The sequence below is a fragment of the Fuchsiella alkaliacetigena genome, assembly GCF_023227765.1.
Classification (GTDB): domain Bacteria; phylum Bacillota; class Halanaerobiia; order Halobacteroidales; family Acetohalobiaceae; genus Fuchsiella; species Fuchsiella alkaliacetigena.
This window is the reverse complement of sequence record NZ_JALKBZ010000034.1, coordinates 14,164-28,147: the sequence shown is the minus strand read 5'-3', so window position 1 is coordinate 28,147 and position 13,984 is coordinate 14,164. Positions and strand designations below refer to the sequence as shown.

Sequence of the window (13,984 nt, the reverse complement as noted above, 5' to 3'; positions counted from 1 at the left end):
TTTTTGCTTTTAATTATAGCATCTTAAAGGGAAGAAATTAAATCTATTTTAGAGTTCTTTCTTGCGATTGCCCTGAAAATAACGTATTAAACCTTGACAACCTATATATATCATGATAATATAAATATGTTGGCTAAATGAGCCAGACAAAATAGGAGGAATTAATTTTTATGAAAACAGGAACAGTTAAGTGGTTTGATGCAAAGAAGGGTTATGGTTTTATCACGATTGAAGGAGAAGATGATGTATTTGTACACTATTCAGCTATTACAGGAGACGGCTTCAAAAGCTTAGAAGAAGATCAAGAAGTAGAATTTGATGTAGTCGAAGGCGATAAAGGCCTGCAAGCTGAAAACGTAGTTAAGTTATAATCGTTTATTATACGAGAGTATTAATATAGATTATTTCTTAAGAAGGAGTCTCACTAAGTGAGGCTCCTTTTTACTTTTCTATAAAGATAATCTTCCCCAATTAATCCATATAACTATCGGCAATTTCTTTGGAGTACTAATGAAGTACTTTATTCCAGTAGCTATAATCATCATTGTAGTCACTGGTATTTGGCAGTCAATAATTGAAGTTTAGATATCATATTTGATAATAAATAACTAAAAGAGGGGAATTCCCCTCTTTTAGTTAAACATCCAATATTCCACTTTTAGCTGCTTTAATATAATTAGCACAGTACTGGTCATTACCTAAAATAGTTTCAGCAGCCGTAATTAAAGCCATAATTCTCTCATCTAGAGGATCCATAATAGCACTATCCATCCCTCTGCTCATTGCTAATAAAACAAAGGTCTGATTCAATAGTGACCTTGCCGGCAGTCCATGCGAGATATTACTTAAACCGCAGGTAATATGTACCTCAGGATATTTCGTTGTAATTTCATCAATACTATTTAAAATCTGAATTCCCATCTTTTCATCGGTACCAATTGGTTGGATAATCGGGTCAACATAGATATCCTCTTTAGGCACCCCATCAGCACTTAAATCTTCAATTAGCTGAGTAGCAACTCTGATTCTATCTTCAGCATCCTGAGGCATTCCTCCATCATCCATTGCTAAAGCTACTATAGAAGCATCATACTCCTTAATTAAAGGTAAAGTCTCTTGATAACGCTCTTCTTCGGCAGTAATGGAATTAACTAAAGCCTTTCCTTCGTGAATTTCAAGCCCCCGCCTCAAAGCCGCAGGATCAGGACTATCTATACAAAGTGGTACTTCTACTACTTCCTGCACTGTCTTTACTAACCACTCCATAGCCTCTATTTCTTCTTTGATCAAAGTTCCACAGTTAACGTCAATGAAGTCTGCTCCTGCTTCTTCTTGCTTTTTAGCAAGCTTCTGAATAAAGTCTTTATCTCTTTCTTTAACTGCTGGTTCTACCTCATCTCTACTGGTATTTATTAATTCACCAATAATGATCATTTTTCATCTCACCCCTTAGAATTTATTTAGGCAATAAACTCTTTTGCTAAATCAGCGGCCGTACTACCATCAGGAGCATAGCCATCTGCTCCTATTTCTTCAGCAAACTCTTTGCTAACTGGAGCTCCTCCTACCATAATCTTAACTTGATCTTTAAGACCAGCTTCTTCTACAGCAGCAACAGCTTCTTCCATAGCCGGCATAGTAGTAGTTAACAAAGCAGATAGTCCTAATATATCCGGTTTGTGTTCTTTAATCGCTTCTATAAATTCTTTTGCTGGAACATCAATTCCTACATCTATTACTTCAAATCCAGCTCCCTCGAGCATCATAATTACTAAGTTTTTACCAATATCGTGCAAGTCACCTTCTACAGTTCCTATTAATACAGTACCCGTAGAAGAGCTTTCACCTTCAGTCAATAATGGCTTTACAACCTCCATCCCAGCATGCATAGTCTTAGCAGCTATTAATACTTCTGGTACAAACATTTCATTGGCTTTAAATCTAGTTCCTACTATATCCATTCCCGCAATCAAACCTTCTTTAATAATCTTACTAGGCTCTTCTCCAGCATCTACTGCTTCTTGAGTCAAGTCAGCTACTTGTTCTACTTCACCAGCAATTACCGCCTCAGTAACTTTTTCTAATTTACTCATTATTATAACCCCCTATTTTGGATTTGAAGTATCTTAAGTCTGAAAAATCTTTATACTTCAGAACTTACTTCCTCTGCTAACTCTGTCTCTTCCTCTGATTCTACTTTCTCATTATTCTGTTTTGCATATGCCTCTGCTGCTATTTTAGGTGCTGCCCATAAAGTTGGTAGTAATAAAATTGAAACTGGTACAGCGGTAGCAACAATTAAGTTTTGTAAAGCCTCTACTCCGCCTATTCTCATCAGAATAGCAGCTACAGCACCCATGGCAATAGCCCAAAAAGCACGCATCCAAGCTGGTGGCTCTTGCTCTCCAGTAACCACCATAGACATTGTATAAGCCATTGAGTTTCCGGTAGTAGCTAAAAAGCAGACTATTAACAACAAGAAAGCCAGTAAGAAGAACATAGATAGAGGCACTTGACCCATTATATCCAATAAGGCTGCTGCCATTCCTGAAGAGTACAAAGGTTCAGATATAGAACCAGGATTCTTTAATTCATAAAAGATCCCTGTTCCGCCTACTATTCCAAACCAAAAGTTAGTTACTATTGGCGAAATAATAGCTACAGCTAAAATGATCTCTTTAATAGTCCTCCCCTTTGAAATACGGGAAACAAATATAGCCATCATTGGAGCATAACCAATAAACCAAGCCCAGAAAAAGGCAGTCCACCAGGCTAGCCAACCAGAATCACCTCTATAAAGACTAAGCTGAAAGAAGTTGTCAATATAAACTCCATAACCATCTAAAAAGTTATTAATGATAAATCTACCCGGGCCAACTACTATTAATAAGAAACCACAGAAAAGAGCAAACTTAGCACTGAAGTCAGCTAGCCTCTGTATTCCTTCTTCTAAGCCTGCCACAGCTGTTATAGTATAAAAGATCACAAAGACAATCACTACTATCAACTGAGTTGCAAATACATCTGGAATCCCAAATAGTGTTTCTAGGGCATAACTAAGCTGCAAACCTAAAAAGCCAATAGGCCCAATAGTTCCCGCAGCAACTGCAATAATCGAAGTTATATCTGCAAAAGAACCTAAGGGACTAAATACTCCCTCTTTACCTACCACTGGATGTAGTAAAGAACGCGGTTGTAGTGGTAAGTCTTTATCGTATACTCCATCCATTAATACAATTGTAGCTAATGTTCCTAAAACAGCCCAGGCTAAAAATCCCCAATGTAGGAAAGCGTAAGAAAAGGCCGGGCCCACTGCTGCTTCAGTAGCAGACTCTATACCCATTTGTGAAAAGAGCGGCGGAAGCTCCAAAAAATGGTACATTGGTTCTGCAGCCGACCAGAAAACACCACCTCCGGCTAATAAAGCAGTCATGATCATAGCTATCCACTTAAAGGTTTTAATTTCTGGCTTGTCTCCTCCAAGACGCACGCTTCCATATTTACTAAGTGCTAATACTATCGCAATTATAAAGGTTAAGAGTACAAAAACCTGCCAATAAGCTCCAAACCATTTAGCACTCCAGTTAAAAGAAGCATCTACAGCTCTGGAAACAAAGTCAAGGTTAAGAAAAGAAGCAATAACAAATAGTACAAAAAATCCTCCACTAATTCCAAAAACCCACCAATCTAACCCTTTTTGCTGATCATCTAATTGATTATTCATGCTTAGCACCCCCATTTTATTTTAAAATAAAAGCTAGCTTAATCTTTCTTAGCTATCTCATCTATCTTTGCTGCTAAGTCTTTATCTAAATCAAAGCCATTATCTTCTTTTATAAACTCACGGGCTCTAGCTATAGCCCTCTCTTCTAAGTCCAAAGCACCATCTTCTTCCCAGTACTCCCACATGCGCCGCTCTGTAAGATCAGCATCCCAAAGCTCATCTTTAAAGTTCTGAGCCGTATGCAAAGTCTGCATAAAGTCTCCACCATGTCCAACCTCTTTAATTAAGTCTTTAGCTAAGGTATTTTCGTCTACCTTTACCCCGCGAGCTACTCTTCTAACCTGGCCCATAGCTTCATTACAGAAAATAGGATCTGCATAGTCTATCACTATATCCATATCCAGCTGAATTCCATCTATAATATCAGACTCCAAAGCACCTAAAACTCCACACATTCCAGTTTCAAAGCCTGCCTGAGCATCGAGTATCTTAGCATCTCTTAACATGGAAGGCATGCGAGTTGGTAAGTCCAACAGATGACCTAACTGAGCCATACAGACTTTCATTATTGCAAATTCAGGGCTAGCCATAGAGATATTAGTAACCTTCATATCCATAATTCGAGCAAAACTGGTATAGATAATCGGAGCTCCTGGATTAACTAACTGTGATAACACTAAGCAAGAAAGAATTTCTGCATGAGCTTGAGCAGTAGTTCCAGCAATAGTAACTGGTGAAGAAACACCAATAATCGGGCCCGAGCTGGTAACCGCCGGAATATTAAAGCGACTAGCTTCCATAAGGGCACTCAAAGTCTCCGTCTCAATATGCAATGGTGGTTGAGTTAAGACCCAAATAGAAAAGAAGGGTCGTTCTAAGAACTTATCCTTACCTCCAACTGCTATTGAAGCCATTTCTACAGCATCCTTGACACACTGAGCATTAGCTGCTGGTCCGGTAATATGCTTCTTGGAGTTTTTAATACTTGTAGCCCAAGTATACCAATCAATTCTATCCTCAGGTATATCTTGTGGAGTAGCCAAAGGACTATTAATAGAGATATTTTCTAGCTTATTCATCATCCGCATCAATTTAGCTACATCTTCATTAGTAGCTGCTCTCTTTTGGCGATCATCTAAATCAAGAATCTGCGTAGCCTGTACCATCCCTGCTAATACTGGAGCATCCTCACTTAAGTTTATATCGTACTCCTCTTCTCGTCCGTATAATATCAATTCATCTCTTTTAGGTACACTCTCCAAAGCCTTGTCGAGTAATTCACAAGAAATCTTAACAATATCCCCTTCAACTTCTGCTCCATGCTCTTTAAAAATATCCTGTGCTTCTTGAGAAGGCATTCTAATCCCAGTTGACTCCAGAATCTCCAGTGCTAAATTATGAACCTGCTGAATCTCTTCCTCAGAAAAAAAGCTTAATGATGGTCTCATCTTATCTTCACTCCTTTAATTAGTTTTTGGACTATCAAATCGGAGGCCTACAGTACACAAAGACTACCCAGCTCCAAAGAAAATAACCACCTCCTAAAGCTTAGTATTGAAGCTATTTAACTCTATATTGGATAATTGGGTCATCCAATTTGTTTATAAAATTTAACCTATCTTCATAGGCCTAAATTAATCTCAATATTTGGATTTAATCATCTCTTATTTTATTTATTCGACATTTTCACCCAATAATCCTTTTTTTAAATGAAAATATTTAAAATTAAATCTATACTGTTAATATTCTGAATCATACTATCAAGCAGCTTCTCCCAACATCTTATCAAAGCTCTCCTTTTCAATCAACAAGGAGACCACCGTTCCAATTACTAGGGCCCAAAAAGCCGAACCAATACTTAATAAGGTAACATCGGAAACAGCAATTACAAAAGAAAAGAAAGCCCCCATAATAAACTTCCCCTCACCAAAGCTTTTCTGCAAAGCACTAGTAATAATCCCCATTAAAACTAAACCTACTAATAAATCAATCAACGCTACTGGTAATAAATTAATAATAGATATAGACACTGGCGCAAATAAGCCAAACAAAGCAAATACAATTCCATTAAAAACAGCAGCTACATAACGTCCTTCTTTAGGACCCGCAATCTCATCAGTACAAAAAGCAGTCATTGGCCCAGCTATATTAGCATTATGTCCTCCACTCCAAGGAGCAATAAGTCCACCAATACCGCTGATCACCGTCATAGCATTAATCGGGCCCTGATACTCTTCAGCCTTCAACACTCCATAAGCTTGCATATTTTCAGCCCCAATAACTAATATTGCTAAAGGAAGGCTAATCGAAATAATAGACTGCACAGAAAAGCTCGGTCTAAAAAAAACTGGTCTTACTACTCCTAAAGAAACTTCTGAAAAATTTAATCCTCCCAAAGCCGCAGCCATAATCACCCCAAAAACAAAGGTACCTAAAACCGGTGGAATTCTATCGAGCACCTTCATTGAAACCAAATAACCTATAACACCAGCTATAGCTAATAAGGGAGCATTTTCAAAAGCACCAAGTATTCCCAAAGCCCAATTAAAAAGCACCCCAGCTACCATAGCCATCATAATTGGATCTGGAATAAAGGATACCAATTTCTTCATAAAACCTGAAAGTCCTAAAAGCAATATAATCAACCCCGAAACCAAAAAAGCACCTACAGCCTCATTCATCGTAAAACCACTCATCACCTGAGTCACCGCAAAAATTCCTGGAATCGACCAAGCCCCACAAACTGGAATCTTATACCCTAAAGCTAATATAATTCCGGTTATTGCCCCAAAGAAATAAGCACTAAATAGCCAAGAATTGATAACTGCTGATGATAAGTTTGCTGCCTCTCCAGCTCTGATTACTAAAGGAACTGCTACTAAACCAATAGTAAATCCTCCAATTAACCCTGTGCTAACATTAGTAATATTAGCATCTGCAAAAAAACTTTTTAAGCCTAACTTAACATCAAAACCAGATTCAAAGTTCATACTCTACTACCTCCTCCTTTTTATTAAGTGAATGTTATATCTTTCTCATTGCAAGCAAAAGCATTTTCTGATATTGGATAATTGGGTGACCCAATATTAGAAAATTTTTTATAGCTTTTGCAAAAGCCATCTATTATTAATATTAGACATTTTTCACTAAAATCCTTCTTTTTTCAGGGAGTTTTTATCGCTAGATATTTACTATGATTTTTGAATCTTTTCAATAAGGTGGTCAATATGCTTTTCCATCTCCATTTCTGCTGCTTGCTCATCTCTTTCCATAATAGCAGCTAAAATGCTTTCATGATCTTTACAAAGCTCCTTTCTCCAACTATGACTTAATATATACTTCTGCTGTAACTCAATCAAAAGCTGTATTTGAGCCTCCAAAAGATCATACAAAGCAAAGTTATGAGTTGCCTTAGCAATAGCAAGGTGAAAGTCTAAATCGAAGTTAGACTCCAAATACTCCTCTTTAGTAGCTGTCTGCATAAATTTTAAAATCTGCTCCATTCTAGCAATATCTTCTTCAGTTGCTTCCTGAACAGCCTTTTTAACAATCTGCGTTTCGATAAGCTTCCTTGCTTCAGCTATCTTTAAAATAGCATCTTTCTCCAAGTCAAGTAAACTATCATCTGATTGATAGATATTTTGGCCTGTAAAATCCTTTAAATAACGCCCTCCTCCTCTTTTACTTTCTACTATTCCTCTAACTTCTAATACTCGAAAAGCCTCTCGCAAAGTCCCTCGACTAACTCCTAACTGTTTAGCTAACTTTCTCTCAGGTGGAAACTTATCACCTGGCTTCACCTTCCCAGACCTAATTAAGTCTTTAATCTGATTTACTACATCCTCATATAATCTAGATTTAATTACAGGTTTAAAATCCATGTTTAATCCCTCCTATTGTATTATTTTTGAAAATAACCTGCAATTTTATTAAGCTCTAAAACAGTATAACCCTTATCTTTCAGTTCAACTTCTAACTGTTCTAAATCTTTTAGGTAACTTCTCAATACTTTACAGTCTCCTCTAAGCTGATAATCACCCATTTGAGCAGGTAAAAGCACTGTCTCTCCAGCTTCAATCTCAACTTTTCCTAAGCTATAAGCTATTTCGCCTCTTCCTTCTAAAAGCAATAATACTTCAAAAGAAGTCTCCAAAGTACTACCACAGTAAATATCTTCTAACTCTATGCTTTCTACAATGAAAGAAGAGCAGGCTACTAAAATATTCCTAACAAACCCTTCTCCTTCTATAGTTAAGCCTTCTACTTTGCCTGCCCAGTTTTGCCCAAAATTAATTGCCTCTAAAGCAGACTCAAGATGTAACTCTCGGGCTTGTCCATCGTTATCTACTCGCTCCCAGTCATGAATTCTATAAGTTAAATCAGAGTTCTGCTGAATTTCAGCTACTAAAATCCCTTCTTTAATAGAGTGAACAGTTCCCGCTGGAATAAAGACTACATCTCCCGCCTCAACTTCAAGCTCAATTAGATACTCTTCTAAACTACCTTGCTCAACAGCAGTTTTAAATTCTTCCTTAGTAACTTCCGAATCAAGGCCACAGATTAATTTAGCCCCTTCTTGAGCTTCAATAATATACCACAGCTCTGTTTTACCTAATTCTCCACCTTCATATTTAGCTGCATACTCATCATCAGGATGAACCTGCACCGATAATCTATCCTTAGCATCTAAAAACTTAATTAACAAAGGAAATCTAGGATAATCTTTACGACTAACTAAACTACCTAAAATATTACTAGCTTCTTTTTCGATTATTTCACTTAATTCTTTACCGGCTAGCTCACCATTAATAATTCTACTACTTCGTTGACCATCATCCATCAACTCCCAACTTTCTCCAATTGAAGTATTTGGAATTTCCTTGGCGAACTTTTCTTTTAAAGCCTGACCACCCCATATCTTTTCTTTATAAACTGCCTGCAACTTTAACGGATACAATATTATCAGCCTTTCTAAACATTATTACTCTATACTATCTATAGCTTGTAATTTATATAATAAATTCATCATTTCTAAACTCTAAAATATTTATTAGTAGTTTTCATACTTAAAAGCTTTCTAATAAACACTTCTGTATTTATCATTTATTTACCTTCTATTTGTTCAGAATATTCTAAGCAGCAAAGTAAATAGAAAAAGCATCTGTAAATTAACAGAAGACTCTTTTTTAAAAAGTAATTAGTTCCTGCTTTTTGTAGTTAAATCATTAGATTTTGCGGCTCATCAGCTAACCAAGCCTCAATATTATTAAAGACTATCCGGGCCCGCTTCTGAAAAGACTCTTCAGTAGCATAGGCCACGTGAGGAGTAACAACTGTATTAGGAGCATTCAATAAAGGATGATCTTCAGGAATTGGAGGCTCCATTTCAAAAACATCAATCCCCGCTCCGGCTATCTCTCCTGTTTCCAACGCTTGAGCCAACGCTTCACTATCAACAATTGGCCCGCGAGCTACATTGATCAAAATACTATCCGAGTTCATCAAGGCCAGCTTTTCCTGGTCAATAAGTCCTCGCGTCTGCTCAGTCAGAGGTAAATGAAGTGAGACAATATCGCTCTCAGCCAACAGCTCATCTAGCTCCACATATTTCAATCCTAATTCCTTAGTCCTTTCACTTTCCGAGCGATTATAGCCCAGCAACTCACAGCCAAAAGCAGCTCCCAATCTTGCTACTTCAGTACCGATTGAGCCTACGCCAATAATTCCTAATGTCTTACCCGCAAGCTCATTACCAACCAGTTCACCAGCCCCTCCTGCTCTAGTAACCCGATCGCAGCTTATAAGCTCCCGCATTACAGAAATCATCAGCCCATAGCTCAATTCAGCTACAGCTTGATTAGCATAACCGGATGAATTGCAGACAGTAACTCCTTGTTCTTTACAAGCTTCGAGATCAATATGATCGACACCAGTAAAGGCGACAGAGATCATCTTCAATTGCTCACAAGCTTCGATAACTTCAGCGGATAAAGGCAGATTAGTAATAATTATAATATCGGCAGTTCGGGCCCGCTTTATTATTTCCTCTTCCTCCTCTACCCGATCCTGATAAGCAACAAATTGATGTCCTGCTGCCTCCAGCTTTTGAGCATAAGTCTCCAGTTCTGTCTCAGAAATTCCAATCGGCTCCAACATAACTATCTTCATTATTTATCTACTCCTTCTTCAAATTAGTTGTCATCCTCAGCTTAAAAGCTCCGTTCTTTTCAAAACTAAAAAGGTTATATCATCTTGCCCAGTTAAACTCCCAGTAAACTCCTTAAAACTACTTTTAACTCTATCAACAATCTGCTTTGGAGAAAGCAGGTGATTATCTTCTAAAACAGCTTGTAAGCGATCTTCTCCATATGGCTCATCACCGGCCTCTTCTTCGATTAATCCATCAGTTGTTAAAAATATCACTTCGCCTTTTTTAAGCCTTAACACCTCTTCCTCGTATTCAGCAAGCAGCTCATAACTAATAGCTGAAGAAACAGGCATTCCTCCACAAGATAAACAAGACACTTGGCCCTTGCTAGTTATTTTTATTGGCGGAAATTGAAAACCAGCATTAACGAAAGTAAAATCTAAGCTATGTAAATCCAAGGCTCCCATTAAAACACAAGCAAAATAATCATCTGGGAAGTCCTCTTCATTGTATCTATTGATTAAAAACTCAATTATCTTTTTAGGAGATAGACTTTTACCAGCTTGATATTCAAATAGTAAAAAATTATTGATACATTCCCTGATAAAAATATTCAGTATAGCTCCATCCAAACCATGTCCAGTAATATCAACTAAATAGACTAACAAATAACCATCAAGTTTAATAGAGTTATAAAAGTCTCCACCGACTCTTTCGGCTGGCTGATAGTAGCTAGCTATAGATATATCTTTAATATCAGGCAGTTCTTTAGGTAAAAACTGTTTATGAATTTCCATTCCTTTATCTAATACCTCATTAATCCGCTGGTTTGCCTTCTCTAACTTTTGGCTTTTTTCTTTAGCCTCTTCTTCAGCTAACCTTCTAGAGGTAATATCAATATGAAAAATAACTACCTTTTTAGGACAGTCCTCTGTTAGGGGAGTAGCCTTCATATTAAACCATCTTTTTTGACTAGGAGAATGACAGGGATATTCAAATTCAAAAATTTCTTCTTCCCCTTTAATAACTTTTTTAATTCCTTCGACAACAGCTTTAGCATCTTCATCTCCATTATTATATGCTCTTTGACATACTTCTAAGTAATTAACCTGCGTAGCGCGTTTAGAAGCTGAACCATCATTGTTTTTATAAAACTCTTTCCATTTATTATTAGTCTGAATTATATAGCCTTCCTCATCTAATACAGCAATATTAGCAGCCACAGAATCTAATATATTAAAAGCAAATCTTTTACTTTCAGCAACTTCTTTTTTTAACTTTCTTTCTTTACTGACATCTCTAAAAACCAGTATTGCTCCTTTTAAGTTATCTTCCTGACCTTTAATAGGAGAAGCTGAATCATCGACCGGTAATTCAGAACCAGACTTAGTGACTAAATTAGTTCCTTTAGGCAACTTAACCGTCATTTCAGTTTCTAAAGCCTGTCTGATGGGATTTACTACTTTTTCTCTTGTTTCTTCATTAATTAATTTCAAAACTTCCTCAATCTCTTTACCCTTTGCTTCTTCTCTATTCCAACCAGTTAAGTCTTCAGCTACTGAGTTCATCAAGGTTATTTTAGCTTCAGTGTCAGTTGCAATTACTCCATCCCCGATACCTTCTAAGGTTATTTCTAGCTTTTCCTTAATATCTTCCAAGCTATTTATATAGACCTCTCTATCCTCCATCCCCACTCCCCCTTCCTTAAAAAAGTTCTCTTAAGAAAAAGTTCTATATATCCTTTGAAAGTCCTGCTTTCTACACTACCAGACCTATTAAAATAAAAAAAGACCAGCCAATTCAGCGACTGATCTCTCTTGCTTTTTCCTTGAGCCTGTTAATGTTTTTAGCAAAATCGCTAATCATATTTTCCACCTCCCAAGGTTTTGATTCTTCAATGCTCTTTCTAACTCTTCTTTCAAGATCTTTCAGTCTCCTACTTAACGGAGTGGTTGTTGTAACTTTTGAAAGATTTCGGGTGGGAAGTCAAAGAAATTTCCTTTCAGTCTCCTACTTAACGGAGTGGTTGTTGTAACTATATCTGACAGGAGAAAGCAAGAGCAAAACAATAAAACTTTCAGTCTCCTACTTAACGGAGTGGTTGTTGTAACCCTTCTCCAGCTAGCCACCCAGTTTCTTTTTTGCCTTTCAGTCTCCTACTTAACGGAGTGGTTGTTGTAACCGCGAAAATTCAAAAATACAATCCCTATCATATCAAGGATTAGGACACTTCACCATCCTTAAATTCTCAACAAATTTTCGCAAACTGAATCTTGCAGCAAAACCCGGGGGGTTTGCGAAATCGGCTCAAACCTTGAAATGACAGTCTTGAGCCGGAATTTCAGAACTGGCTAGTTCTATTGAAAAACATCTTTGAAAGCTGATCTACACCTAGTTTGCGAAAAATCCCTTTACTACTACTTATTTATTTCTAGAATCAACCTGCAATTCCTGCTTAAAATTATTATTATTTTCCAAATTATCCATTAGAGTTGATTAAGTAGATTTGATTATTTTTCTGGAAGTACCTATTTTATATCCAGCATAAGCTCCTAGAAAACCTAAAACATAAATAAATAACAAAAATACAATAGTTAAAATATCAACCTCAATACTTAAACCGAAGATTAAAAAGAAAGAAAGAGAACAAGCAACAGGAAAAAGAGCTATAGAAAAGATTATATTACGATCTTTACTATAATTCCTAAATAATAGAAAGTTAATAAGATCGCTTAACACTCCGGCTCCAATAATAGCAAAGGTTAACAGAATAGAAAGCAGGCTCATCACCAAACCAAAAATCGCACTAATTACTGTAATCATTCCAAACTTCCTTACTTTAAAAATCGGAATAACCATAGCAAAGCCTAAAAAGGGAGCCATTAGAATAGGTTTAACGGCTGGAATAGGAATAAAATTGGATAGGAGATAGAGTATATAACCTCCGACAACTATTAAGGCAACAGTAATGCCAACTATAGACATTTCTTTAGGTGAGTAACGAGTAATCATTAAGTATCAACTCCTGAATAGTTTAGTTTATTTAATTATAGCAATTATTAAGCTGCTTAAAAATGAAATAAGTCATAAAAACTAAATATTTCAAAACAGACAGTTTAATTCAACAGCTTATAATCTCCTAAACCAAAGACTGTATTCTTACCTACGTGAATATACTGTCCTAAAATTAAATAATCCAAAAACTTATCTAATTCACCTTGATACTCTACCTCTCCACTCAGTCCTTGCATCTTTATCTTTCGCTGCTGACGACTGGAATAACGCTGCCAAGTCTGCCATTCTGTTTTATCCTCTACTAGCTTCACATCTTCGGCTGCTTTGAGATAAGCTCCAAAGTCTATATCCAACTCTTCATTGCCATAAAATAAGCTTAAGCTAGTTAATCTTCTAAAGAGATTACGCATTAAAATATGAAATTCCAGCTCTTTAACATAGTCTCCCTGATACTTCAACAGCATAGGGGTAAGGAGTCTTAGTTTAAGCTGTTTCTTAGATAAACTACTTTTTAATTTATCTATATCGGCTTGGTTTATCTCAAGGTCTGAGTTATGAACTAGATTAGCATATTGAGAGTAAACTCTTTCTGCCTTACCGTTGAGATGGTTGATATTCCAAATTTCCGATAAGATAAATTGACCGCGCCCTTTTCCTAAACCTTTTTTCTCCAGTAAACGCCAGCTTTCTATGATATAGGGTAAGAAACGGCTGGTGTAACCGAATAGATTTAGATTAAAGTTAATCTGTTGACCGGATTTGAAAAGCTCTTGACCATTGGTCTGGGGTTCAAAGACAAAGGGCCGGGGTTTGTTGTTGAAGCGTTTAGAAGATTTATGTTTTTCTTTTTCGGTTAAATGAGGATTGAAAAGTTGCGCATAAGCGCACATCTGATTGAGATTACAGTCTTTGCACTCCACATTATCAACATTACAGGTTAAATTTTTCAAAGCATGTCCTAAAGCACCCCGAAATGTTGAACCGGGATAAGCAGGAAGTTTAATCTTTTGACTCGCTATTAAAGTAAAACTTAATTGGGTAACTAATAATTGCATATAATCACCTATCTCCTTAATAAAATTAAATTTCTCAAAGAT

The 13,984-nt window shown here is 36.7% G+C and carries 12 protein-coding genes; 1 reads left to right on the top strand and 11 read right to left on the bottom strand.

Annotated elements, in window-relative coordinates:
- Nucleotides 1-170 precede the first annotated feature (170 nt).
- Nucleotides 171-371: a cold-shock protein gene (locus tag MWH30_RS09950; RefSeq protein ID WP_248663928.1), complete on the top strand. Its 201-nt coding sequence runs from the start codon at nt 171-173 to the stop codon at nt 369-371.
- A 265-nt stretch (nt 372-636) separates the two neighbouring features.
- On the opposite strand, the gene MWH30_RS09945 is transcribed toward MWH30_RS09950, so the two are convergent.
- The 11 genes from MWH30_RS09945 to cas6 form a co-directional block, all read right to left on the bottom strand.
- On the bottom strand, nt 637-1,434 hold the full coding sequence (locus MWH30_RS09945) for a methyltetrahydrofolate cobalamin methyltransferase (protein ID WP_248663927.1): 798 nt from the start codon (nt 1,432-1,434) through the stop codon (nt 637-639).
- A gap of 26 nt (nt 1,435-1,460) precedes the next feature.
- Complete coding sequence (locus MWH30_RS09940) at nt 1,461-2,093, bottom strand: cobalamin B12-binding domain-containing protein (protein ID WP_248663926.1); 633 nt, start codon at nt 2,091-2,093, stop codon at nt 1,461-1,463.
- Nucleotides 2,094-2,143: 50 nt separating this feature from the next.
- Complete coding sequence (locus tag MWH30_RS09935; protein ID WP_248663925.1) at nt 2,144-3,724, bottom strand: BCCT family transporter; 1,581 nt, start codon at nt 3,722-3,724, stop codon at nt 2,144-2,146.
- 38 nt (nt 3,725-3,762) lie between these two features.
- Nucleotides 3,763-5,172: a trimethylamine methyltransferase family protein gene (locus MWH30_RS09930; RefSeq protein WP_248663924.1), complete on the bottom strand. Its 1,410-nt coding sequence runs from the start codon at nt 5,170-5,172 to the stop codon at nt 3,763-3,765.
- A gap of 312 nt (nt 5,173-5,484) precedes the next feature.
- Nucleotides 5,485-6,714, bottom strand: coding sequence for a benzoate/H(+) symporter BenE family transporter (locus MWH30_RS09925; protein WP_248663923.1), 1,230 nt, complete (start codon nt 6,712-6,714; stop codon nt 5,485-5,487).
- Between the two features lie 201 nt (nt 6,715-6,915).
- Complete coding sequence (locus tag MWH30_RS09920; protein ID WP_248663922.1) at nt 6,916-7,605, bottom strand: FadR/GntR family transcriptional regulator; 690 nt, start codon at nt 7,603-7,605, stop codon at nt 6,916-6,918.
- 20 nt (nt 7,606-7,625) lie between these two features.
- Complete coding sequence (locus MWH30_RS09915) at nt 7,626-8,681, bottom strand: type I phosphomannose isomerase catalytic subunit (RefSeq protein ID WP_248663921.1); 1,056 nt, start codon at nt 8,679-8,681, stop codon at nt 7,626-7,628.
- Between the two features lie 260 nt (nt 8,682-8,941).
- Nucleotides 8,942-9,892: a 2-hydroxyacid dehydrogenase gene (locus MWH30_RS09910; protein WP_248663920.1), complete on the bottom strand. Its 951-nt coding sequence runs from the start codon at nt 9,890-9,892 to the stop codon at nt 8,942-8,944.
- A 36-nt stretch (nt 9,893-9,928) separates the two neighbouring features.
- Nucleotides 9,929-11,560 carry a SpoIIE family protein phosphatase gene (locus tag MWH30_RS09905; protein WP_248663919.1) on the bottom strand — a complete coding sequence of 544 codons (1,632 nt, stop codon included), beginning with the start codon at nt 11,558-11,560 and terminating at the stop codon, nt 9,929-9,931.
- Nucleotides 11,561-12,368: 808 nt separating this feature from the next.
- Complete coding sequence (locus MWH30_RS09900; RefSeq protein WP_248663918.1) at nt 12,369-12,884, bottom strand: hypothetical protein; 516 nt, start codon at nt 12,882-12,884, stop codon at nt 12,369-12,371.
- 104 nt (nt 12,885-12,988) lie between these two features.
- The gene (gene cas6 / locus MWH30_RS09895) at nt 12,989-13,942 is read right to left on the bottom strand and encodes a CRISPR system precrRNA processing endoribonuclease RAMP protein Cas6 (protein WP_248663917.1); all 954 of its coding nucleotides are present in this window, start codon (nt 13,940-13,942) and stop codon (nt 12,989-12,991) included.
- Between the last annotated feature and the right edge of the window lie 42 nt (nt 13,943-13,984).

Bases quoted from the DNA above. Each gene is read 5' to 3' on its own strand.
- MWH30_RS09950 (WP_248663928.1), top strand. From the start codon at position 171: ATGAAAACAGGAACAGTTAAGTGGTTTGATGCAAAGAAGGGTTATGGT.
- MWH30_RS09945 (WP_248663927.1), bottom strand. From the start codon at position 1,434: ATGATCATTATTGGTGAATTAATAAATACCAGTAGAGATGAGGTAGAA.
- MWH30_RS09940 (WP_248663926.1), bottom strand. From the start codon at position 2,093: ATGAGTAAATTAGAAAAAGTTACTGAGGCGGTAATTGCTGGTGAAGTA.
- MWH30_RS09935 (WP_248663925.1), bottom strand. From the start codon at position 3,724: ATGAATAATCAATTAGATGATCAGCAAAAAGGGTTAGATTGGTGGGTT.
- MWH30_RS09930 (WP_248663924.1), bottom strand. From the start codon at position 5,172: ATGAGACCATCATTAAGCTTTTTTTCTGAGGAAGAGATTCAGCAGGTT.
- MWH30_RS09925 (WP_248663923.1), bottom strand. From the start codon at position 6,714: ATGAACTTTGAATCTGGTTTTGATGTTAAGTTAGGCTTAAAAAGTTTT.
- MWH30_RS09920 (WP_248663922.1), bottom strand. From the start codon at position 7,605: ATGGATTTTAAACCTGTAATTAAATCTAGATTATATGAGGATGTAGTA.
- MWH30_RS09910 (WP_248663920.1), bottom strand. From the start codon at position 9,892: ATGAAGATAGTTATGTTGGAGCCGATTGGAATTTCTGAGACAGAACTG.
- MWH30_RS09905 (WP_248663919.1), bottom strand. From the start codon at position 11,560: ATGGAGGATAGAGAGGTCTATATAAATAGCTTGGAAGATATTAAGGAA.
- MWH30_RS09900 (WP_248663918.1), bottom strand. From the start codon at position 12,884: ATGATTACTCGTTACTCACCTAAAGAAATGTCTATAGTTGGCATTACT.
- cas6 (WP_248663917.1), bottom strand. From the start codon at position 13,942: ATGCAATTATTAGTTACCCAATTAAGTTTTACTTTAATAGCGAGTCAA.